This is a genomic window from Flavobacterium sp. 245, from assembly GCF_004362055.1.
Taxonomy (GTDB): Bacteria; Bacteroidota; Bacteroidia; order Flavobacteriales; family Flavobacteriaceae; genus Flavobacterium.
In genome coordinates this window covers 271,668-296,744 of sequence record NZ_SNXB01000006.1, presented here as the reverse complement: position 1 = coordinate 296,744, position 25,077 = coordinate 271,668, and the positions used below count along the sequence as shown (strand labels likewise).

Annotated in this window: 17 protein-coding genes; 7 read left to right on the top strand and 10 right to left on the bottom strand. The window is 35.0% G+C overall.

Features of this window, described 5'->3' with window-relative positions:
• Positions 1-11: 11 nt before the first annotated feature.
• The 5 genes from EV145_RS14215 to rpsF all read right to left on the bottom strand — a co-directional run bounded on the left by EV145_RS14215 (position 12) and on the right by rpsF (position 13,453).
• Positions 12-10,472 carry a gliding motility-associated C-terminal domain-containing protein gene (locus EV145_RS14215; protein WP_133525859.1) on the bottom strand — a complete coding sequence of 3,487 codons (10,461 nt, stop codon included), beginning with the start codon at positions 10,470-10,472 and terminating at the stop codon, positions 12-14.
• A 1,230-nt stretch (positions 10,473-11,702) separates the two neighbouring features.
• Positions 11,703-12,176: a DUF6495 family protein gene (locus tag EV145_RS14210; RefSeq protein ID WP_133525858.1), complete on the bottom strand. Its 474-nt coding sequence runs from the start codon at positions 12,174-12,176 to the stop codon at positions 11,703-11,705.
• Between the two features lie 124 nt (positions 12,177-12,300).
• Positions 12,301-12,741 (bottom strand): 50S ribosomal protein L9, encoded by a 441-nt coding sequence (gene rplI / locus EV145_RS14205; protein WP_133525857.1) that lies wholly within the window; start codon positions 12,739-12,741, stop codon positions 12,301-12,303.
• A 68-nt stretch (positions 12,742-12,809) separates the two neighbouring features.
• The gene (gene rpsR / locus EV145_RS14200; protein WP_002987043.1) at positions 12,810-13,106 is read right to left on the bottom strand and encodes a 30S ribosomal protein S18; all 297 of its coding nucleotides are present in this window, start codon (positions 13,104-13,106) and stop codon (positions 12,810-12,812) included.
• A gap of 5 nt (positions 13,107-13,111) precedes the next feature.
• Entirely contained in the window at positions 13,112-13,453 is a 342-nt protein-coding gene (gene rpsF / locus EV145_RS14195; RefSeq protein WP_007810575.1) for a 30S ribosomal protein S6, read from the bottom strand.
• Positions 13,454-13,631: 178 nt separating this feature from the next.
• Here rpsF and EV145_RS14190 point away from each other — a divergent pair, with 178 nt between their 5' ends.
• Positions 13,632-14,330: a LytR/AlgR family response regulator transcription factor gene (locus tag EV145_RS14190; protein ID WP_026729423.1), complete on the top strand. Its 699-nt coding sequence runs from the start codon at positions 13,632-13,634 to the stop codon at positions 14,328-14,330.
• Here EV145_RS14190 and priA read toward each other — a convergent pair.
• The 5 genes from priA to nadC form a co-directional block, all read right to left on the bottom strand.
• Positions 14,327-16,777, bottom strand: a complete 2,451-nt coding sequence (priA, locus tag EV145_RS14185) for a primosomal protein N' (RefSeq protein ID WP_133525856.1) — start codon at positions 16,775-16,777, stop codon at positions 14,327-14,329. The genes EV145_RS14190 and priA overlap by 4 nt on opposite strands.
• Before the next feature lie 29 nt (positions 16,778-16,806).
• Positions 16,807-17,553, bottom strand: coding sequence for a subclass B1 metallo-beta-lactamase (gene bla-B1-FLAV / locus EV145_RS14180; RefSeq protein ID WP_133525855.1), 747 nt, complete (start codon positions 17,551-17,553; stop codon positions 16,807-16,809).
• Positions 17,554-17,570: 17 nt separating this feature from the next.
• On the bottom strand, positions 17,571-17,996 hold the full coding sequence (locus tag EV145_RS14175) for a DUF2147 domain-containing protein (RefSeq protein ID WP_133525854.1): 426 nt from the start codon (positions 17,994-17,996) through the stop codon (positions 17,571-17,573).
• A 1-nt stretch (position 17,997) separates the two neighbouring features.
• On the bottom strand, positions 17,998-18,921 hold the full coding sequence (locus EV145_RS14170; RefSeq protein ID WP_133525853.1) for a YihY/virulence factor BrkB family protein: 924 nt from the start codon (positions 18,919-18,921) through the stop codon (positions 17,998-18,000).
• Between the two features lie 80 nt (positions 18,922-19,001).
• Positions 19,002-19,859, bottom strand: coding sequence for a carboxylating nicotinate-nucleotide diphosphorylase (gene nadC, locus EV145_RS14165; protein ID WP_133525852.1), 858 nt, complete (start codon positions 19,857-19,859; stop codon positions 19,002-19,004).
• A gap of 297 nt (positions 19,860-20,156) precedes the next feature.
• Between nadC and EV145_RS14160 the strand changes: the two genes are divergently transcribed.
• The 6 genes from EV145_RS14160 (at position 20,157) to EV145_RS14135 (ending at position 25,050) form a co-directional block, all read left to right on the top strand.
• The gene (locus tag EV145_RS14160) at positions 20,157-21,257 is read left to right on the top strand and encodes a DNA alkylation repair protein (protein WP_133525851.1); all 1,101 of its coding nucleotides are present in this window, start codon (positions 20,157-20,159) and stop codon (positions 21,255-21,257) included.
• Positions 21,258-21,541: 284 nt separating this feature from the next.
• The gene (locus EV145_RS14155) at positions 21,542-22,423 is read left to right on the top strand and encodes a pirin family protein (protein ID WP_133525850.1); all 882 of its coding nucleotides are present in this window, start codon (positions 21,542-21,544) and stop codon (positions 22,421-22,423) included.
• A 3-nt stretch (positions 22,424-22,426) separates the two neighbouring features.
• Positions 22,427-22,822: an OsmC family protein gene (locus EV145_RS14150; RefSeq protein ID WP_133525849.1), complete on the top strand. Its 396-nt coding sequence runs from the start codon at positions 22,427-22,429 to the stop codon at positions 22,820-22,822.
• Positions 22,823-22,827: 5 nt separating this feature from the next.
• Positions 22,828-23,112 carry a GNAT family N-acetyltransferase gene (locus tag EV145_RS14145; protein ID WP_133525848.1) on the top strand — a complete coding sequence of 95 codons (285 nt, stop codon included), beginning with the start codon at positions 22,828-22,830 and terminating at the stop codon, positions 23,110-23,112.
• 206 nt (positions 23,113-23,318) lie between these two features.
• Positions 23,319-24,734 carry an adenosine deaminase gene (locus EV145_RS14140; protein WP_133525847.1) on the top strand — a complete coding sequence of 472 codons (1,416 nt, stop codon included), beginning with the start codon at positions 23,319-23,321 and terminating at the stop codon, positions 24,732-24,734.
• A 13-nt stretch (positions 24,735-24,747) separates the two neighbouring features.
• Entirely contained in the window at positions 24,748-25,050 is a 303-nt protein-coding gene (locus EV145_RS14135) for an antibiotic biosynthesis monooxygenase family protein (protein WP_133525846.1), read from the top strand.
• The last annotated feature ends 27 nt before the right edge of the window (positions 25,051-25,077 follow it).

The following is a 25,077-nucleotide window of genomic DNA, read 5'->3' as shown; positions in this document are numbered from 1 at the left end:
ACATCGTCTGCTTATCTCATTATAGATAACCATCCTTTTTTAACCGTTCCGTCTCCAATGTCTATCACATAAAAATAAGTACCTGTTGGCAGCATATCTCCTCTACTAATAACTCCAGATACATTGGCAGTTCCGTTCCAATCATTTTCATAATGCTGTTTGCTGTAAACTAATGCACCATATCTGTTGTAAACTTTCAATTCATTATTTGGATATGATTCAATACAGTCAATTCTGAATAAGTCATTCGCTCCATCATTATTTGGCGTAAACTCATTGTAAACTGTCAAACAAATTGGATCAACAGAAACTGAAGCCGTGTTGTTTGCTGCGGAAACATCTAAAGGAGTTGAAATTTCAATAGTTGCAACAGATAGGTAATCGCTTCCATGAACTACTTCGGCAACAATTGTAAGAACTACGCTCTGACCTGCATTCAGCGTTGGAATAGTCCAAAGCTGTGTTGTTTGATCAAATGTTCCTTGAGTTGTGCTTGAACTGATTAATTCATAACCGTTAGGCAATAAGTCGCTTACAATGGTATTTATGAAATTCCCTTGTCCAACATTATTTACTGTTACTGTAAATGTTATCTGTTCACCAAAGTTTGGAGTTGGATTACTCACTGTGTTGGTAATCGTTAAATCTGAACAAGTTGCTACTGTAACATTCAATGTTTTGGTAGTTGTTTCATCACAAGTATTGATGTAGGTAACTTTCACTTGGCCAGAACCAATATCAGACCATGAAATTGTTACAGTTCCATCAGCAGTTCCTCCGCCAGAAATAATTGTTCCGTTAGTAACTGACCAAACATAATTAGATTTACCATTTGCAATTGAATAAGTCACACCCTGGAATACACATGGCGTATCGTCACTTGATGTTATTGGCACTAAAGCATCATTTTCAAATGCAATTGTTACTCCCAATCTCGTTGCGCCTTCGCATCCGTTAGTCGTATTATTAAGCGCTGCAGCGTAGTAAGTTCCAGCCGTTAATTGCGTATTTGCCGTTAAAGGTGTTCCTCCTGCTGCGGTAGAATACCAAACTACATTTGGCTCATTTACCAAGATATTAGCAAGTGTTGGTAGTTTTGATAAACAGAATGTTTGTGTTGTTCTTGGCGTTGTAACTACTCCAGGAGTATTTACATTTACCACAACTGCCAAACGAACTGGATTCTCACAGCCTATTGCACTTGAAACAGCTCCATAATAAGTTCCTGTAACTAATGTGGTTGTTGCAGGAATTGCTGTTCCGCCAATAGCAGTACTGTACCAAACTACATTTGCTTCATTTACCTGAATATTTGCAACTGTAGGCGAATTCAGCGTACAGAAGTTTTGTGTCGCATTATTTGTAGTTGGTGTCGGACTTGGAGTTGTTACCGTTACCGTTACTTGCAAACGAGTTGAGCTTTCACAACCAGTCGCCGCATCAATAATATTTCCAAAATAAATACCAGATGTCAATGCAGTTGTTGATGGAATTGCTGTTCCGCCTGTTGCAGTACTAAACCATACAACATTGCTTTCGTTTACTTGAATGCTTGCAATAGTTGGTGCTGCTGTAGAGCAGAAGTTTTGCGAAGCATTATTAGTAGTTGGATTTATTGTGTTTCCTACTGTTACATTTACCAGCAATCTTACACTGCTTTCACAACCCGTAACCGGATCTTTTATAGCTCCGTAATAAACGCCTGTAGTTAAAGCTGTAGTTGTTGGAATTGCTGTTCCGCCTGTCGCAGTACTGTACCAAACCACATTTGCTTCATTTACTTGAATACTTGCAACTGTAGGTGTATTTCCAGAACAGAAAACTTGAGTATTATCCGTCGTTGTTGGTGTAGCTGGATCAGTTACTGTAACCGCTACTTGCAAACGTGTTGCGCTTTCACAACCTGTTACTGGATCTTTTATTGCTCCAAAATAAGTACCGCTAGTTAAAGCTGTTGTTGAAGTAATTGCTGTTCCGCCTGTTGAAGCAGTGTACCAAACTACATTTGCTTCACTCACCTGAATACTTGCAAAAGTTGGTGCATTTACTAAACAGAAATCTTGTGTATTATCTGTAGTTGTTGGTGTTCCAGGATCAGATACAGTAACTGCAACTTCTAATCTTGAAGCGCTTTCACAGTTTGTTGCTGGATCAAAAATCGATGCAAAATAACTGCCGCTTGCTAAGGCTGTTGTTGAAGCAATTGCTGTTCCGCCTGTTGAAGCAGTGTACCAAACAATATTTCCTACTGCTGGTGCATTTATTTGAATACTTGCAACTGTTGGAGCATCAATTAAGCAGAAATCTTGCGTATTATCTGCTGTTGTTGGTGTTCCCGGATCACTTACTGTAACCGTAACTAATAAACGAACTGAACTTTCGCAGTTTGTTACCGGATCTTTTATTGCTGCATAATAATCACCGCTCGCTAAAGCCGTGGTTGAAGCAATTGCTGTTCCGCCTGTTGAAGCACTGTACCAAACGATATTTGTTTCATTTACCTGAATACTTGCTACTGTCGGAGCATTGATCAAACAGAAATCTTGTGTATTATCTGTAGTTGTTGGTGTTCCCGGATCAGATACAGTAACTGCAACTTCTAGTCTTGAAGCACTTTCACAGTTTGTCGCAGGATCAAAAATCGCTGCAAAATAACTGCCGTTTGTTAATGCTGTTGTCGATGCAACTACTGTTCCGCCTGTTAGAGCAGTGTACCAAACAATATTTCCAACTGTTGGTGCATTTACCTGAATATTTGCTACTGTCGGTGCATCAACTAAACAGAAATCTTGTGTATTATCTGTAGTTGTTGGTGTTCCAGGATCAGATACTGTAACTGCAACTTCTAATCTTGAAGCGCTTTCACAGTTTGTTGCTGAATCAAAAATCGATGCAAAATAACTGCCGCTTGCTAAGGCTGTTGTTGAAGCAATTGCTGTTCCGCCTGTTGAAGCAGTGTACCAAACGATATTTCCTACTGCTGGTGCATTTATTTGAATACTTGCAACTGTTGGAGCATCAATTAAACAGAAATCCTGAGTATTGTCTGCTGTTGTTGGTGTTCCCGGATCACTTACTGTAACCGTAACCAACAAACGAACTGAACTTTCACAGTTTGTTACCGGATCTTTTATTGCTGCATAATAATCACCGCTCACTAAAGCCGTGGTTGAAGCAATTGCTGTTCCGCCTGTTGAAGCGCTATACCAAACCACATTTGTTTCATTTACCTGAATACTCGATACCGTCGGAGCATCGATCAAACAGAAATCTTGTGTTGCATCTGTAGTAGTTGGTGTTAATGGATCAGATACAGTAACTGCTACTTCTAATCTTGAAGCACTTTCACAGTTTGTCGCAGGATCGAAAATCGCTGCAAAATAACTGCCGTTTGTTAATGCTGTTGTCGATGCAACTACTGTTCCGCCTGTTGAAGCAGTGTACCAAACAATATTTCCAACTGTTGGTGCATTTACCTGAATATTAGCTACTGTCGGTGCATCAACTAAACAGAAATCTTGTGAATTATCTGTAGTTGTTGGTGTTCCAGGATCAGATACTGTAACTGCAACTTCTAATCTTGAAGCGCTTTCACAGTTTGTTGCTGGATCAAAAATTGCTGCAAAATAACTGCCGCTTGCTAAGGCTGTTGTTGAAGCAATTGCTGTTCCGCCTGTTGAAGCAGTGTACCAAACAATATTTCCTACTGCTGGTGCATTTATTTGAATACTCGCAACTGTTGGCGCATCAACTAAACAAAAATCTTGCGTATTATCTGCTGTTGTTGGTGTTCCTGGATCACTTACTGTAACCGTAACCAACAAACGAACTGAACTTTCACAGTTTGTTACTGGATCTTTTATTGCTGCATAATAATCACCGCTCGCTAGAGCCGTGGTTGAAGCAATTGCTGTTCCGCCTGTTGAAGCGCTATACCAAACCACATTTGTTTCATTTACCTGAATACTTGCTACTGTCGGAGCATCGATCAAACAGAAATCTTGTGTTGCATCTGTAGTAGTTGGTGTTAATGGATCAGATACAGTAACTGTTACTTCTAATCTTGTTGCACTTTCACAGTTTGTTGCAGGATCAAAAATTGCGGCAAAATAACTGCCGTTTATTAATGCTGTTGTCGATGCAACTACTGTTCCGCCTGTTAGAGCAGTGTACCAAACAATATTTCCAACTGTTGGTGCATTTACCTGAATATTTGCTACTGTCGGTGCATCAACTAAACAGAAATCTTGTGTATTATCTGTAGTTGTTGGTGTTCCAGGATCAGATACATTGATTGTAACTGCTAATCGAACTGAACTTTCGCAGCTTGTTAAAGGATCTTTTATTGCTGCATAGTAAATTCCATCAGCTAAAGCCGTTGTTGGAGCAATTGCTGTTCCACCTGTTGAAACGGAGTACCAAACTACATTTGCTTCATTTACTTGAATATTAGCAACAGTTGGCACATCGATTAAACAAAAATCTTGCGTATCATCTGTAGTAGTTGGTGTTCCAGGATCTGTTAGTGTTATAGTTCCTTCCTGTAGTGTTCCTGCTAAATTTTCGCAAGTTGTATCACTTGAAACTGCAACGTAATACGAAACAGGCCCCATAGCAAGAGTTAAACCTGAAACAGTTAATACTCCTGTTGAACTAATTGCATAAGTAATGCTACCATTAGTATCTCCATCAGCTATAGGCTGTGTTTTATTGCTGTCAAGATACCAAGTAAATACAGGATTGGTCAAAGCCGCCGCAACCGGAGTTAGAGAAGCCGATAAATCGTGACAAACAGTTACATCATCTACTGAAAGATCATTTTGATCAGATGGTCTTAATATTGTAAAAGTTATTTGTTTTCTGTCACCTTCAGCAGTTTCGCAATATTCATCTGAACTGAATCCAACAAAATAAGTATATGTTCCAGGAGTTAAACCAGTAACCGTTAATGAAGAAGCTGTTGCCCCCGCAACTGGTTGGCTGGTTGTTCCATCAAATTTATACCAATGATAAACAGGATTTGTTATTGTACCTGTAGCTGTTAATGTTGTAGCTAAAATTACCGTTCCTGTTGGTGCACAAATTGTAGTTGAAGTTGCACCATTCAAAGTAATATCTGTTAAAAGGTTTTCTGGACTAGATATTTTAACTTCAACAGTAACTTCTCCTCTAGTCATCGCTTCACAACCGTAACGAACTGGCTGAACATAATATTTGTATGTTCCTGAAGCTAAATTTGCTGGAACTGTATAAGTTAAACCATTCGCAACAATTGAGCCTCCAGTAGGTGCATCGTACCAAATGTAAGTTGAACAAGCCTCTTCTGGAATTTGAAGTGTTACATCACTTCCAGGACAGACTGTGACTTTATTTGTCGTTCCACCGCCTATGACCGAAGTATTTGCAACACGTTCAACTGTATGAACTCTTAAGAATTCTAAAACACCTGCTACACCGCCAAAACGAATTCTTACTCTATCGTAAGATTCTGTTGGAGAAGATACCAAGACCATCGCCATCGTATTTGCCGATAATAATTTTATACTTAATAGTGAACTTGTGTTTTGAATTGGAGCTCCTACTGCAACGTTTCCTAAATAACGCTGAATGGTAAAACCAGTCAATAAATTAACATTTAAAAGAACTGCAGGTTTTGAGATTACAATTCTTAAAGTATCACTTACTACAGAAGGGGTTTTAAACTGTACTGTTAAATCTGCTGCAGCTAAAGCACCAACTCCACTGTACATTGTTGCAAATGTTGTAACATCATTATCAGCTATATTCCATGCATCGCTTACTCCTACTGTAGATGTCAATGCTCCTACAGGAAGTCCTAAATCAGTTGTTCCGTAAAAGATATCCTGAATATCTCCAGGAGTACAGGCTACAGTAGTAACTGATTTTTTATAATATGCTTCATATACTTTTGTGTTTTGGGCAACACTCAAAAGCGCTCCCGATACAATTCTGATTCCGTCATAATCTTGCGGACCAGCTGCATTTGAAGGAACAAAAGTAAATTCATACGCATTATCTCCCGGAAGAACATTCAATAATGCTCCCGAAACTGACTGCAATACTCCGATATCAACTCCGGCTTTTCTTCCAATCACAGAAACTCCCTGTGCAACGCCTAAACCACTGTATTCAGAACCAAGCTTAATCGTTACTGGTGTTCCTTTTGCAATATTTGAAGGCCAAGTTAAATCTTGCCAAGTTGTACCAATTCCTAAAAGTCCAACCCCTGTTGTGATAGTTGAGAATGTCTGTGGATTTCCATCGATTGCATTTGTTCCGTTAGAAACGCCTCCAGTTACAATTGAACCAGAACTTTGTGCAGTAGCATATACTCTTTCTGTCAATGATTGGCAATTGTCAGGATCTTTAACATTGATTGAAAGTGTTCCTGTAACAGAACAGCTTCCTAATGTTGCGACAACAGTATATGTATAAATACCTGGAACATTAAGGGCACCTGTAGTAAAAGGAGGTCCCGTAATTGCAGTTCCTTGTGGATCATACCAAGCCAATGTACCGTTTGAAGTAGCATTTAGAGTTACATTTGTTCCCTGTGCCACAGATTGTGCCGGATCAACCGTCAAGCTTGGCAAAGGATTAACTGTCACAGTTACTGGTTGTTTTGCAGATGGACAATCGTCTCCGTTGATTTGAGACTGAATTGAGTAAACACCATTAATTGTTACGTTCATCGCCGCTTCATCTGTCATAACCACATCAGAAGGATCGAAAAAAGTATAAGTTGTATTACCACTTGTATCTAATGTGGTAATTGCATTTTTTAAGTTGGCACTTCCGCAGGCCACTAATGGCGATGTTACTGCCAAAGTAGTCGAAGTTGCAGGAAAATTAACAACAACAGGCTGCAAAGTATTTATTGCATTATCACAGCTTGTCGCATTTCCTACAGCAATATAATAGGTATAAGATGCCCCTGAAGCTAATCCGCTAATTGTTAGCGCTCCAGTTGCACCATCTTTTGAGAAAGTTACTCCTGTTTGTCCAGCCACTGTAGATCCTGTGGTAATTTCCTGTGTTTTTATCTGATCCGTGTAATATTTAAATTGTGCACCTGTTAAACCAGAAGTTGGAGCTAAAACAGCTGTTCCAGCGCAAGATGATACTACCGGGCTAGCAATAGTAATATCTGCTTCAACTGACAAAGGCAATACCGTTACCGTTACAGGCTGACGAACACTATTTATACATGTACCCCCACGAACAGCCTCTATATAATATGTTTTTGAAGCTGTTAAATTACCTGTATTATAAGTTGCTGTATTTGTTGCCAAAGAAGTACCTCCGCTGGCAACATCATACCAATTAATTGTATCACCAGCTGTAGTTGATGCTGTTAGGACTGTAGATGTTCCTGAACAAATTGGTGAAGATGCTCCTGTAATTGCTGCTTCTTTATATCGAAATGAAGCGCCATAGATATCTAAATTAGTAAGTAGCGTCGCTATTCCTCCTAATCGAACTTCTACAGCAGTAAAATCACCAGATGTAACAAAACTTGCTTTAAAACGATCTCCTCCTAATAATTGAACATTTACTAATGCTCCAATATTAACTTGATCACTGTTTGGTGCTCCTCCATTATAACTTCTTAAACTTATATAAGATAGTGCACTTACATCGGCAATGCCACCTGGAATTCCTAATTCAACATCGATAATATCTCCTGCTTTTCCTGAAGTAGAAAAAGTAAGCATTTGTTGCATATAATCATCAACTAATCCTACCGGAACGGAAAGTCTTGCAAAATTTGTGTCATTTGCATCAACAGAAAAGCCATCATTAGCTGACGAACAAAGAAGACAACCTGTTAATCCTCCTCTTGAAGTTACTTGAGAATTTGCTTTTAAACAAGAAGTTATTGGTACTACAGGTGTTACTACAACATTAATTGCTGTTCTTGTTGCACTAACACAATTTGAAGTACTTCTTGCTGCAATATAATAAGTCTTATCCGCCGTTAAAGCTGGACTTGGTGTATAACTTGGATTGTCTGTTAGTAATGCTGTGCCTCCTGTCGCAACATCGTACCAGTCATAAGCTACTCCAGCAATAGGATTTGAAACTTGTAAAGTAACAACTTGTCCTGAAGGAATAATTACTGTTGAAGAAGCTACAGTTGGAACTGCAGGCAACGGATTAACAGTAATAGATGCTTGTGCACGTGTTGAACTAGAACAGCTTCCAATTACTGACTCAACATAATAATTTGTCGAACCTGTTAAAACTGGTGTTGTAAAAGATGTTCCTGTAAATACTAAATTTCCAGCCGTTGCAGCGTCGTACCAATTATAAGTTGTTCCCGCAACTGGAGACTGAACTGTTATAGTAGTCGATTGTCCAGCACAAATACTGGAAGAACCTGGACTAAGAGTTGCTGCAACTGGATTATTAACTGTGATTGGCACTGCAAAACGTACACTGTTTACACAGCCGTTTCGAGTGATCTCAGCATAATAAGTTGTATCAGCCGTTAAATTTGGCGTTGTAAAAGCTGCAGTACCTGCCAGTGAAGCACCGCCTGTGGCTGCAGAATACCAATTAACGGTTTCTCCAACAGCAAGGCCTGCAGTTAGTGTTGTATTTTGTCCGCTGCAAATAATTTTATTTCCAGTAACACTTGGATCGCTATATCTATAACTTGCCTGATAAATATCTAAACTTGTCAATACCGTTGCTAAACCACCTAAACGAACCTCTACTCGGTCAAAATTTGCACCTGCAGTAATACTCGCTTTAAAACGGTTTCCTCCTAATAATTGAACACTGACTAAATTATTTATAGAAATTCTGTCATTATTAAAAGTTGTTCCATTATATGTAGCTAAACTAATATAATTCAATAAACTTAAATCAAGAACACCTCCAGGTAATTCTAATTCAACATCTATAATATCTCCAGCTTTTCCCGGATTATTAAATTGTAATGTTTGCTGAATCCATCCGTTTATTAAGCCAACCGGCACAGTCAAACGTGCTGCTGTAGCAATATTTCCATCAACAGAATTGTCTTGATTCGTACTGCTGCACAATAAACAAAGCCCGTTTAAACTAGTCTGCTGACTGTTTGCCTGTAAACACCCACCTAATGGAGTAGTAATGACATTAACCGTAATTGGAGCTCTTGAAGCGCTTACACATCCGCCTGCTGCACTTTGAGTTTCTACGTAATAGGTTTTTGTTGCAGTTAAAATAGGTGTTGTAAAAGTTGAAGTATTTGTTGAGATGGCTGTACCGCCTGTTGCAACATCATACCAATTTAAAGTTACTCCAACTTCAGATGTTGTTGCGCTCAAAGTAGCATTTTGACCTGACTGAATTGTTACACTTTGTGTCAATGCCGTTGCCAATGCAGGAACTGGATTCGACACTACATCAACTTGGGCACGAGTCGGACTTATACAGCTTCCTATAACGGCTTCTACATAAAAACTAGTTGTTCCAATCGGAACTGTTGGAGAATAAGAATTCCCAGAAGCTAATATTGTTCCGCCACTTGACGTAGAATACCAATTATAAGTTGTTCCCGGAATTGGGTTAATTAAAGATAATGTGGTCTGTTGTGTTGCACCGCTTGAACATACCGCTCTTCCAGAAGAATTGATTGCAGGTGCAACAGGATTAGAAACATTAACCACAACTGGCACACGATTATTTCCTTCACAGCCTCCTGCTCTCGTTACTCCAATATAATAGGTTGTATTTGCAGTTAAATTAGGAGTTACAAGTGTATTTCCTGTCGCTAATGCTGTTGTAGATGATGCTGAATTGTACCATGCTAATGTTGTTCCCGCAACAGGTGTTGCGGTTAGTGTCGTTGAAGTTCCAGAACAAATCGTCTGATTTAGACCTCCAGTAACAGTAGGTTTAGCAAAATCCAGACGAACGTCATAAATTCTTAAGTTTACAAGAAGACTCAAAAGCCCTCCCACTTGAATTTGAACTTGGTTGGCATCACCCGGAACTGTATATCTCACTTCTCCTACAGCGTTGCCTGACAATAAACTTAAATTCAAAACTGGACTGTTAAGCGCCACTCTTGGACCCACGTCTGTGCCAGAAAGCTTTGTCTGAATTGAAACATTAGAAAGTAGTCCAACATCAAGCAAACCATTTCCTGTACCTAAATAAAGTACAATTTCATCTCCGGCTCTTACGGTCTGATTCAATGTCATGGTCTCTTCAGCCATACAAAGGAGTCCGACCGCATTTTGCAGAGTTGCATAAGTCGTTAGGCCCGGATCGTTATCATAGGCCAATGTAGGACTATTAACATCTAAACCTATACACAATAAGCCCGCCTGACTGTTTGTTTGTGACACTGGTCTACAAACAGTCTGAGAAAAAGCATTACCACATAATAGGAATAAAAACAATAGTCCTAATAATCTCTTCTTAACGCAGAGATCACAAAAAGTAAAAATTTTTTTCATAATTTGGAAGATTAGAAAATGGACAATAAAATACCTGTTGCGATAAGCACGTATGCTTAGGCAATTTTAAAAAACATTAATACTCAAACAGTTAAAATGAAATTTAAAACATTTGGGGCCGAACTTTAAATCTTCATTTCATTAAAAAAATAAATTAGGCTATACATGTTAGTATATAACCAGAGTTCTTTTATCCATTAAGAATAAAATCCCTCGAAACTTTTAGGAAATATGGATCTAGACCAATCTTCCTCAGGAAGTGATTTGTTTGATACATAATTTTCATAAAAGAAAATTTATATGTTATGTAAAGGGGGGGGTAAAAATATTTTACTGATTCAATAGCTAACAAAGCTGATTAGACTTTATAAGTTTTTAATTAGAAGAATCTAAAAATCGAAACAGTAATCTGATCAAATAATTAGTATCGCACTTTCTTAAAATATTAAATACGACAAAACATTACTTCATCAACAAAACCGCCGATTGGGGTTTGGAAACAAACTAATATTAGATTTATATTTTTGGAATAAATTTAAAACTGGATAGAAAGAAATTTGACGAACAAATCCTGACACATTGCATAGGCCAAAAAACAAAGCAAAAATAACTTGAACACTTAATGCAAACTTGATAATGAGAGTAATTGTCAATTCCATATGCAGGCTAATTAAGTTAATAAAAAAAGATAAATCTTTTGTTTATCCAAACTAAAAACATTAAACAAAATAAAGAATAAAATATCAAAAGAAGATTCCTTTATAAAAAAGAGAACTGTTTTGTTTAACATTTCTATTTCAAAAATATAGAAAATAAAAACAAAAAACAACCAAATATTTTTTATTTTTTTTGAGGTTACTGGTTCGAAAAGTATACAAAAACAACCAAAACATAAGAAAAAACCACATTTTAGCTTCAAAAGCTACTTACATTTATGAGTGTGAAAATAACGTTTCTTTTTTGTTAAATTTTAATTTTGAAATCTAATTCCTACATATAATCATTCTAAAACGATTGAAATTTAACATAAACACAAATCAAAGCCTTAAAACACGTTAATTCATACCTAAAAACACAAAATTCTGAGAATTTCAAAATAAACACGTAAAACTACTTGGTTTAAAAAACAATAAAGATTAAACAAATGTTAAAAAAATAAAAAAAGACTAAACAATTTGAAGGTAAATTGTTTAGTCTTTTTAACATGCTTTAAACTAAGAATCCTATTTTCTACGACTCAATAATAGTATTGATTTGTTTAAATAATTGCCCATCACTTAAAAAAGCGCCTTGCTGAATCAGTTCAAAAATAGAAGCGTTGCGGTCTTCAGTAAAAACTTTTTTCCCTACTTTCATTTCGATTGTTTCAGTAAACATATTATCACTCAACCACTGCAGACCATCTTGAGTCAAAAAATCAGTTTCAGGAACTAATGATTTCAATACAATTGATTGAACGTGAGTTTCAAAACATTGAAACAAGAAAATATGATTTTTAGAGAAATGCTCTAAAAATTCAGCCCTGGACAAAACACCTTCCCAGATCAAATCTGAAAAAACATCTAATTCCTGCTCAGCAACCTCAGGCTTGTTTATTTTTAACGAATCCCATTCGGCTTTATCAATTGCCTGCGTAGCTAAAAAGCTTGCAAATTCAGCATGCAGTTCTTCAAATTGCTCTTTTGTTAATCTTGCGTATTTCATTTATTATTTGGCTTTATGCCTTACGCTATAAGCTATAGGCAAATAACTTTAAATCTATTTAATATTTTCTTTAAACAAAAAAATCCCGATTCGCATCGGGATTTTTGTATAGTTTTTAAAACTATTACTTTTCAGCAACAATTTCGTAAGCTAATTCAACGATAACATCTCTGTGTAAACGAATGCTAGCATTGTATTTACCAGTACGTTTAACGATACCACTAGTGATGAATTTTCTATCGATAGCATTTCCAGATTTCTCTAAAGCTTCAGCGATATCAATATTAGTTATAGAACCAAAAAGTTTCTCTCCACCAGCTTTTGCAGTAAGTTTAATTTCAAGAGCTTTTAAAGTTTCAGCTAATGCTTTAGCATCAGCAACAACTTTAGCCTCTTTGTGTGCTCTTTGTTTTAGGTTTTCAGCTAAAACTTTTTTAGCAGAAGGAGTTGCTAATGTAGCAAAACCTTGAGGAATTAAAAAGTTACGACCGTAACCAGGTTTTACAGATACTACATCATCTTTAAATCCTAAGTTTTGTACGTCTTGTTTTAAAATAATTTCCATGTTGTTGTCCTTATATTTTAGAAGTTAGGTTCTGATAAAACAGAAACCAGCGACTAGATTTTTTTATACTATTTTAATAAATCGGCCACGTATGGCATTAAAGCTAAGTGACGAGCTCTTTTTACAGCTACAGAAACTTTTCTTTGGTATTTCAATGAAGTTCCAGTTAAACGACGAGGAAGAATTTTCCCTTGCTCATTTACGAATTTCAATAAGAAATCAGCATCTTTATAATCGATGTATTTGATTCCTGATTTTTTGAAACGACAATACTTTTTAGTTTTGTTAGTTTCAATGTTTAAAGGCGTTAAATATCTGATATCTCCGTCTTTTTTTCCTTTTGCAGATTGTTCGATTGTAGACATAATAATTACGCTTTAGTAGATTTTAATTTAGCTCTTCTTCTCTCCGCCCATGAAATAGCATGTTTATCTAAACTTACAGTTAAGAAACGCATAACTCTTTCGTCACGTCTAAATTCAGTTTCAAAAGCAATTAGAACTTCTCCAGCTACTTTGAATTCGAATAAATGGTAAAAACCACTTTTTTTGTTTTGGATTTCGTAAGCCATTTTTTTCAGACCCCAATCCTCTTTCGATACCATTTCAGCTCCTCTACTAGTAAGAAATTCTTCAAATTTCGTTACTGTTTCCTTCACCTGAACCTCAGATAAAACGGGATTTAAAATGAAAACAGTTTCATAATGATTCATAAATACAATATTTATTTGTTAAAATTGGGTGCAAAAGTAATCATAAAATTTAAATACACAACACATTTTTGCTTTTATTCGTCATAATGCAAAAAATATATGCCCACTTTAGTTTTTTTTACAAAAAAAATAATACTTTTACTAATGCTATCCTGAATTTATTCTAAATTTAAATGTTATGAAACTAAACTGTGTTGTTGTAGATGATAGTTCTATACAGAGGACCATTATTGCAAAATTAGTTAATAATCACCCAGGTTTGCACTTAATCGGGGATTTTTCTAATGCAATAGAAGCAAAAAGCTGTATCTCTTTAAATAATATCGATTTAATATTTCTAGATATTGAAATGCCTGTTATTAACGGTTTTGACTTCCTTGATGGGCTTAAATCAAAACCGCAAATTATATTCATTACTTCTAAAGCAGAGTATGCCTTAAAAGCTTTTGACTATGATGCTACAGATTATCTGCAAAAACCAATTGCGGTCGATCGATTCAACGCTTCTGTCAAAAGGGCAATCGACATGCACTTACTTAAAAAAGAAGTTAAAGAAGAAGAAGGCGAACACATATTCATCAAAAGCAATCTTAAAAAACTAAAAATCTTTACTGCTAAAATCAAATGGATTGAAGCATTTGGAGATTATGTTAGGGTGGTTACAGAAGACGACAGCAATTTGGTGCTTTCAACAATGAAATCTTTTGAAAACGATTTATCAAAAGATAAATTTATACGTGTGCACAAATCTTATATTATTAATATTGATAAGGTAGAACGCTTCAACAGCAAATTTGCAGAGATTGGAATCACAAAAATTCCTTTAAGCCGAAACAAAAAAGAAGATTTAGTTAAAGCATTATCTACTTCATCTTAATAGAAATCTACATTCACAACAACTTTTATAGCTCTGTATTGAGCAACAGCCTCAAAACTATTCAGCATTTTCTGAATAGTTTTTTTTGTATTTCCTAAATGCAGGTTTTGCGGAATCTTAATTAATATAGTACGTATGTATTCATTTCTGATTCGGCTTATTGCGGGTTCCTCTGGCCCTAAAACTGGCATATTCAAGTTTTGACTCAAAACCTGATACAACCACATAGAGCCTTCTTTCAGCTTATCAAAATCTTTATGTTTTATGGTAAGCTTGATAATCCTGAAATAAGGCGGATATTTATAAATTTGTCGGTCGTATAATTGCTCCTTATACATACCTATATAATTATGGTTTGTAACTTGCTGGATTGTATTATGATTTGGATTATAAGTCTGAATTACAACTTTCCCTTGCTTTTCTGACCTTCCTGCCCTTCCTGCAACCTGTGTCATCATCTGAAAACTGCGTTCAAAAGCCCTAAAATCAGGATGATGCAACATATTATCGGCATTCATAATTCCGACCAAACTTACATTATCAAAATCCAAACCTTTAGCCAACATTTGCGTTCCGACTAAAATATCAATTTCTCTGTTTTTGAATGTATCGATGATTTTCTCGAAACCAAATTTTCCGCGGGTTGTATCCTGATCCATTCGTGCTGTTTTAGCTTTTGGGAAAAGAGAAACCAACTCCTGCTCTATTTGTTCGGTTCCAAAACCTTTCGTTGTTAAATCAATACTTGAACAACTGTGGCAATTGGTTGGCTTTGCAATCGAATAACCACAATAATGACAACGCAATTGATTTTTAAATTTATGAAAAGTCAAACTCACATCACATTGCTGGCAATGCGGTACATGTCCGCAGGTCAAACATTCTATTATAGGAGAATATCCTCTTCTGTTTTGAAATAAAATTACCTGCTCACCCAAAGACAAGGCTTCGGCAATTTCTTCGATTAAAAGATCGCTAAAATGCCCTGTCATTCTTTTCCTGAAGTGCTTGTCTTTCAAATCGACTAAAACAACTTCAGGCATACGAACATTTTTATATCGTTCTGTAAGCGTAACTAAACCGTATTTATCATTTTGTGTATTAAAATACGTTTCAATACTTGGCGTTGCAGATCCTAATAAAACTTTAGCATTATAAAAATTAGCCAAAACTATAGCACTGTCTCTCGCGTGATATCTTGGTGCTGGATCCGTTTGTTTAAAAGTTTGTTCGTGCTCTTCATCAACAATTAACAACCCTAAATCATTAAAAGGTAAAAACAAAGCCGATCTTGCTCCTATTACGATTTGAGCTTTTTCTGAATTTTCGAGCGTTTGTTTCCAAACCTCTACCCTTTCGTTGTTGCTGTATTTTGAATGAAAAACAGCCACTTTATCGCCAAAGTGAAATCTTAAACGAGAAACCAATTGTGTTGTAAGTGCAATTTCAGGAAGCAAATACAAAACCTGTCTTCCAGTCTGCAAATATTCCTCAATTAATTTAATGTAAATTTCTGTTTTCCCGCTTGACGTAACACCATGAAGCAGGCAAACTTCTTTTTCAGAAAAACGCTCTTTTATCGCAAGAAAAGCATTTTCCTGAGCTTCACTTAATTGAAGCTCTTTTTCTGATTTTTCTCCATTAAATGAAACTCGGTCGTGCTGTAAATAATATTCTTCGAAAATTTCTTTTTCTATTAAAGCTTTAACAACAGCTCCTGTTACATTCGAAGTCTCGGTAAGTTTTTTTACTGTAATTGGCTTTTTCTCTGAAGCATTTAGCTGAAAGTAAGCCAAAACAACTTCTTTTTGTTTATTGGCACTTTTCAACGCATCCAGCAATTCGGTCAAACCATTTTCAGATTCATATTTGGAATGCAGTTTTACATACCTAACCAATTTTGGTTTATAGTTTTCTTTTATTTCTTCTTCTAAAACAATAATATCTTTACTTATCAATTTCTGAAGAACCGGAAGTATGTTTTTCTTATTTAAAATCGAAGCAATTTCCTGAACCTTTAACGAACTTTGATGCTGTAAAGCTTCATAAACTAAAAATTCATCATCCGAAAGCTCACTGTCATTTACAATTACTTCGGGTTTGTGGGACACAATTGTTTCACTTTCCAATAATAATCCGCTCGGAAATGCACCACGATATACATCGCCAATACCACACATGTAATAATTAGCAACCCAGAGCCAATGTTTTATCTGGATTTCAGTTGCAATTGGTTTTTCATCCAAAATCTGATGAATTTCTTTGGCATCGTATAATGTTGGCGCATTTTCATGAATATCCAGAACAAGTGCCGTGTATATTTTATTTTTACCAAAAGGCACTGCCACGCGCATTCCTTTTTTAATGAAATGATATTCAGCCTCAGAAATACGATAAGTAAACGTTTTTGCTAAGGAAAGCGGTAAAATAACTTCGATAAAAAACATGTAGAAATTTTAAAGTATGATTTAGAGAATTATTTTTTCTCAATAGATTTTTGAGCCAAATACTCATCAACCAATTTTAAAGTATGATTTAAAGATTCTATATTTTTCCAATCTTCGTGACCAGGAATAATATACTTTGGATTTTTAAATTTAGTCTTCACATTACCGATTGACTTCTTCCATTCTTTCACATCAGAATCACCTAAATAACCAAGATCTTTTGCATCGGCACTTTTTATAAAACAAGCTCCATAAAGCACTTTTTCTTTAGCAAACCAAACTACAATATTGTCTGGCGCATGGCCTTTTCCTGGATAATAAACTTCAAAAGTATACTGCCCAATTGTAAAAGTTTTGTCATTCGGAATTATAAATTCTGCTCTTGATTTCTTTTCTTTTTTAAGAATATCATCGGTCAACTTAATCGAATAGGTTTTGATTCCTTTTTTTCTGTAAAATTCAAATCCGCCCGCGCGATCATCATGCGAATGTGTTGCAAAAAGCATTATGACATCTTTATGATGCCTTGCTTTTATTGTATCTAATAAAGGCTGAAATTGTGTTTCATCCCAAGGAGCATCAAACAGAACAACACCTTTATCCGTAACTAAATACATGGCATTGGCAGAAATCATCGTACCATTATATTCATGAAAGGTTCTATAAACATAAAAGTCACCTGTAAGATGACTTATTTGTAATAGCGAATTCTTAGATTGTCCAAAGCTATTTGAAGTTAAAACTAAGAATAAAATTATCGAAGCTAATTTTCGCATGTATTATTTTGAATTAATTATTTCACTCGTGTCCAGTATTGCGTTCTTCCCATTAAAGAAATCCCAACATAACCGCGAAGTTTTAATTTATCAGCAGATTCTAAAGTGATGTAACATTTGTATTTTTTACCGTTTGTAGGATCTAAAATAGTTCCGTCGTTATATTCACTTCCATCTTTTTTAAGACCGTTAATAATTACCATTCCTAAAATTGGTTTGTTTTTTTCAGCACCTTCACATTTAGAACAAACATCTTTTTTATGATTCTCACGAAGTATTTCTACTACTTTACCGTATATTTTTCCTGATTTTTCGTAAACCTCTACAATTGATTTTGCTTCTCCAGTTTCATCGTCAATTGTTTTCCATTTTCCAATAACACTTTGAGCCTGAACACTCATTGCGAAGAAAAAAACACCAATTGCTAACATCCAATTTTTCATACTATTTATTTTTTTTTTGTTTTAATTTTCTGATAGTAGCATTCAATTCGAACCCTAAAAGCAGAATCATACAGTTTATCCAAATGTAAAACATTAGAATTAATAATGTCCCAATAGAACCGTAAAGTTCGTTATATTTTGAGAATTTTATAACCCAAATCCCAAAAAAGAATGAAGATATAACAATTAATACCGTTGTAAAAACAGATCCGATACTTATAAAAGGGACTTTATTGTACTGTTTAGTACCATAACGCAATAATATTGAAGATGTTATCAAAATCATTAAAACAACAAACAAATATCGGCCCAAAATAATCAATGGAATTCGGTCACTGAGCACATCCTGAATAATTGTTTTTTGAATAAATACCTCAAAAACAACAATCGTTGCCACCGTTACAAACAATATTATAGTCATTACAAGCGAAATTGCCAGCGCTACCAAATATTGATGTAAAAATCCTCGTTTATCAAAAACATGTTTTGAAGATTCAAAACCGCTTAATATTCCGTTAATGCCATTTGCCATCAAGAAAATCGAAAGAAAAAAACCAGTTGACAATAATCCCGAGTGACTATTATTTAAGATATCGCTGATAATTTTGCTGATAGCATCATACGTATTTGGAGGAACTCCTTGTTGCACAAACTGAAGAAAATCATCCTGAAAATTATCTATTGGGATAAAGGGAATTAAGTTTAAAATGAATAAGGCAAACGGAAATAAAGCCATAAAAAAGCTAAAAGAAACCGCACTTGCGTGATAAGAAAATGCACCGTCAATAATTCCGATAACGTACATTTCGATCAAATCATACAGCGAAAAACCTTCCAGCCAAGGCAATTTTATTTTCTTTAAAAGTCGGGCTAAAGAGCGCACTACAGGCAATTTCTCAATCCGAGCTTCTATTTCTTGCGACATATTTTATTGATTTTAGATTTTAGAGTTCCGATTTTAGATTACAAAACTCATAACTTATAACTCAAAACTCATAACTTTCACTAAAACGCTTTCAAACTCAAATCCATATTATAAACCGAATGCGTTAAAGCTCCGGATGATATATAGTTAACACCGCAAAGACCGTACCCGCGAATAGTTTTTTCGTTGATATTTCCAGAAGATTCTGTCTGGCATTTTTTACCAATTAAATCTACAGCCTTTTTGGTATCTTCATAATTAAAGTTATCGATCAAAATCCTGTGAACGCCGTCGCTTAGTAAAATCTCACGAATTTCGTCAAGGTTTCGGGCCTCAACAATAATCTTTAAATCTAAATTATTAGCTTTTAAATATTCTTTAGTTTTTTTGATCGCAAGGGTTATTCCGCCTGCAAAATCAATGTGATTATCTTTCAGCATAATCATATCATACAACGCATAACGGTGATTTTCGCCTCCGCCAATTTTTACTGCCCATTTTTCGGCTACTCTGAAATTCGGTGTTGTTTTGCGTGTGTCTAAAATTTTAGCGTCCGTTCCTTCTAAAAGTTGCATTAAATGATTTGTTTTTGTTGCAATGGCCGACATACGTTGCATGGTATTTAAAACCACTCTTTCAGACTTTAAAATCGACTGCGAACTTCCCGAAACTTCAAAAACAACATCTCCGTATTCTACATGCGTTCCATCTTCAATAAAAGTCTTTATTTTTAATTTTGGATCAACAAATTCAAAAATCATTTTCGCCAAGGCAACACCCGCAATAATCCCCTGATCTTTTACTAACAATTTAGCCTGTCCATGCGCCGTATCAGGAATACAAGCCAATGAACTATAATCTCCCGGACCTACATCTTCTCGAATTGCATTGCTTATCATTAACTGTAATTCGGTTTGAAATTGTGCTTCGCTAATCATTTTTTTCTAAATTTTATAAGATGCTAAAGTAGCACATATTTTATGGATTTGAAAGTTTCCTTAACATGAAAAATTTTTCAAAACATTAAAATTTTCTTTTTTAACCATTAAGAAATTAAGAAAATTAAGTTCGAATTCTTAATGTCACTTCCCACCTTTAACTAAACAATGATTTTAAAATATTTCTTTTTTAAACAAGCAACCGATTAAGAAAAATTAATCAAAAAAACTTAATAAACTTAATGGTAGAAAATTCAATGAACATTAAATATCTTTGAAGTTCATTCAAACAAAATCATGGGATTAATTAAAGATATTTACTCCGTTTCTTTTTACGAAAAATTTAGTCAGGCTGTTGCCGAAGTGCATGCAACATTCAACAAACAAAAATTTATTGAAGCGATTTATGAAGGCGATTTTGCGCAAAAAGAATGGAAAGAAAGAATGAAACACACAACAGTTGTGTTTCATCAATTTATGCCTCAAAATTTTCCCGAAGCTGTTTCTTTGATTGATAAAATCATCGAAAACTTAAAGAAAAACAATTTTGCAGATAGTAATCTCGCTTTCATTTTCTTTGCCGATTATATTGAAATGTACGGCTTAAACGATTTTAAAACTTCGGCGAAAGCCTTTGTTTCTATAACACAATTTATTAGTTGTGAATTTGCCGTTCGTCCTTTTATTTTAAAATATAAAGAACAAATGATTGACGAAATGGTAAAATGGTCTTTACACGAAAATCATCACGTTAGACGTTTAGCCAGCGAAGGTTCACGCCCGAGATTACCTTGGGCAATGGCGATTCCGTTTCTAAAAAAAGATCCTTCTTCTATTCTTCCTATTTTAGAAAATCTAAAAAATGATCCTTCAGAATATGTCCGCAGAAGTGTTGCTAATAATTTAAATGATATTGCAAAAGATAATCCTCAAATAGTATTAGAAATCGCTTCAAAATGGAAGGGACACAACAAAGAAACTGATGCAATTATTAAACACGGATGCCGAACTTTATTAAAACAAGGTCATCCTGAAATTCTAAGTCATTATGGTTTAGAAAGCACAAATATTGAACTTTCGTCTTTTGAAATTAAAACGCCAAAAGTCAAAATTGGAGATTACTTACAGTTCAAATTTCACTTGAATAATAAAAATAAAGAAGCAAAAACGATTCGTTTAGAATATGCGGTTCATTACAAAAAAGCAAAGGGTCATTTAGCTAAAAAAGTCTTTAAAATCAGTGAGAAAATTTACCATCCAAATCAATTGACGAAAATTGAGAGAAATCAATCTTTTAAATTAATTACGACGAGAGTTTTTCATACTGGAATACATCAATTGTCGATTATTATTAATGGAACTGAGAGTGAAGTTTTGGAATTTGAGTTGATTGATTAAAAAAACAAATTATTCCTGTTTAACGGGTCAGTTTGTCATTCCGAGGAACGAGGAATCTCCGCAAGTAACTCCGTAATCTAAAGCTCCAATCTTTGTCGAGCTTCTCGTGGGGATTCCTCGTTCCTCGGAATGACAAACAAGACTGCATAAAAAGAAGCATTTGAATTATTCGACATTTTCCTTACTTTTATAGTTAATACAAAAAACAACTTTTCTTAATCTAAATTAAGTTACAGATTCCTATCACAACTGTAATTTTGTTTTCAAATCAAATCAAAATAACCATGTCAAATATCAGTTTAATTATCGAAGAACGTGCTGCCAACATTGGCAATTTTATGGTAGGCCGTTTATTGCCTTTCCGTGAAAAAAGAGCTGTCGGACCCTTTGTATTTATCGATCATATGGGACCTGCACATTTAAGTGATCATGAAAATATGGATGTTCCTCCGCATCCGCATATTGGCCTTTCAACTCTAACTTTTTTGTTTGAAGGAAGCATTATGCACCGTGACAGTTTGGGAACCGACTTAGAAATAAAACCGGGCGCCGTGAACTGGATGACGGCCGGAAAAGGAATTGTTCACTCTGAAAGAACACCAGAATACTTAAGACATTCAGACAAAATGCTTCACGGATTGCAGATTTGGGTGGCGCTTCCAAAAGAATTAGAGCAAATGGATCCAAACTTCACACACGTTGAAGCAGATGATATTCCGAAATGGGAAGAAGATGGCGTTTCATACAAATTAATCGCTGGTGAAGCTTTTGGTAAAAAGTCACCAGTTCCGGTTTATAGTCCGCTTTATTTTATTGAAATTAAAAGTACTGAGGCGAAGAAAATCAATATCGGAAAAGATTTATTCGGCGAAAGCGGCTTGTATATCTTAGAAGGAAGCATCAAAAGTGGTGAACACGTTTATGATCCAAAACAAATTTTAATTACAAACGACAGTACACTTTGTGAATTTGAAATTTCTGAAAATTCAACCATTTATATCTTTGGTGGACAGCCATTCCCTGAAGAACATTTTATCTTTTGGAATTTTGTTTCTTCGGATAAAGAATTACTCGAAAAAGCAAAAAAAGACTGGACAGAACAAACTTTTCCAAAAGTTCCAGGCGAAACCGAATTTGTTCCATTACCTGAACCAAGAATCAAATAAATTATGGATACAATCTCAGCAAAAATAGATACACGATTATATCGTACAGAAGTCACATCAGCAAGCGGAAATGTTTTGATTGCTGATGAACCTCAAGAAATTGGAGGAAAAAATTTAGGTCTCAATCCAACAGAACTTTTGGCTTCTTCATTAGCTTCTTGCACTTTAATCACATTAAGAATGTACATTAATCGTAAACAATGGGAAGTTTCTGAAATAAATGTCAAAATAGATTTTGAAAGAGATTCTGATCGAAATGTATCTTCATTTACAAGAAAAATAGAAGTAATTGGCGAAGTTGACGAAACACAAAGACAGCGTTTAGAAACAATAGCAAACAGCTGCCCAATTCATAAAGTACTTACACACTCAATAGAAATCAAAACTACATTAATATAATTATCATGGAAATAAATCAAATAAATGACGGAAGAAAAGGCTATTTTGAAGCTGTAGAAGACGGAAAACAAGCCGGAAAAATGACATATACTTGGGCTGGAGACTCAAAATTCATCATAGATCACACAGAAGTAAACGAAGAATTCAACGGAAAAGGTGTTGGAAAAAAATTAGTTATGGCGGCGGTTGAATATGCTCGAACCAACAATTTAAAAATTATTCCACTTTGTCCTTTTGCTAAAAGTGTTTTTGATAAGGTTGAAGCAATTCATGATGTTTTATTTTCTTAAGATGCTAAGGTTCTAAGATACTAAGGTTCTAAGATTTTAATATAGAGACGCACTAATGTGCGTCTTTTTTGTTTGCGTCTGGTTAAAACTGTGCTATACCATTGCGTTCTTTGCGGTTAAATCAACATAAAGAAACACTAATTTCAAAACACATTTTCAAATCTCCTTGAAAAGCCTTACATTTGCATGTAATTTAATCTTAGAGTATGACAAGAATAATTACGCTTTTCTGTATTTTTATAACACAAATCGGCTTTTCTCAAACGGCTGAAAGTTATTTAGAAAAAATCAGAAATAATGAAGCTCTCTTAACAGCTTTTTTTCAACAAATGCCAAAAGGAGGCGATTTACACCACCATTTTTCAGGATCAATTTATGCAGAACCACTTTTAGAAAGAGCTATTGCGAAAAATTTTTATTTGAATCTAGAAACTCTAGCAGTTTCTGAAACCAAACCAGAAAAAGGAAACTGGATAAATTTCGATAGTATAAAAAAACTCAAAAAACTGGATTATTACGAACAACAAATTATGCAAACTTGGTCGGTTAAGGATTATAACGGCTCTGTTCCTTCTGACGATTTGTTTTTTGACTCTTTTATGAAATTTGAACCAACTATTGCAGGTCATTTTGCAGAAGGAATGCTCGAGTTAAAAAAGCGCGCCATTACTGAAAATGTAAGCTATATTGAAACACAATTATCTACAATTCCGTGTGATATGAATGTTTCAGATTTAACTGATTTCAACACAAAACTTCGTCAGGCTTCCGCTCAAAAAGATGAAAAAGCAGTTTTAAAACTTTTAGACGAATTGTATAAATCACTTCAGAGAAAAGACGCTAAAAAATATGCTGAAGATTTCAATACCAATTTCTTAGCAAAACTTCATAAAGACTTAAAAATTGATGATGAGCGTTTTACAATGCGTTATCAGAACTTTGTTTTGCGCTTTATGGAGCCTGTAGATTTATTCAAAAATCTGGTAATTGCTTTTATTTCTTCAAACGAAAGCAAACTTACTGCCGGTGTAAATATCGTTTCACCAGAACATGGCGAAAATTCTATGAAAGATTACTGGCTTCATATGGTCATGTTTAAATATTGTCACACTAAGTTTCCAGATGTAAAATACACGCTTCACGCTGGCGAGCTTACTTTAGGTTTAGTGCAGCCCGAAGATTTGACTTGGCATATTAACGATGCTATTCATGTTGCTGGTGCAAACCGAATTGGTCATGGAGTTGACATCGCTTACGAAGCAAATTCGTATGATTTATTGAACTATATGTCTAAAAATAATATTCCAATTGAGATTAATTTAGCAAGTAACGAATTCATTTTGAAAGTAAAAGAAAACAGACATCCGTTTACGCTTTACAAAGAATTTAATGTTCCAATTGTTATCAGCACAGACGATGCGGGGATTTTAAGAAGCAATATGACAGAACAATATGTTTTGTTAGCCAAAAGATATCAGGACGTTTCGTATGCAACTATAAAGCAATACGTTTACAACAGTATCAATTTTAGCTTTATTCAGGATGCTTCGGTAAAAAAGCAATTATTGAAAGATTTAGATTCAAGATTTAAAACTTTTGAAGATAAATTTTCTAAAAACTAACGAAACCTAAACTATGATTCTAGAAGCCGTTTATTTATTTATAAAACCTGATTTAGCTAATCAATTTGAAGCTGATTTTGCTAAGGCAAGTCAATATATTTCATCAATTGATGGTTATTTAGGACATCGTTTAGAAAAATGTCTGGAAGTTGAAAATAAATATCTTTTATTGGTTGATTGGAATACATTGGAAGATCATACAGTAGGTTTTAGAACTTCAGAAGCATATTTAGAATGGAAGAAGATTTTGCACAATTATTATGAGCCTTTTCCGGTTGTTGAGCATTTTGAAACCGTTTTTGAAAATAAAAAATAATCTTTTATCCCACACACAGATTAAAAG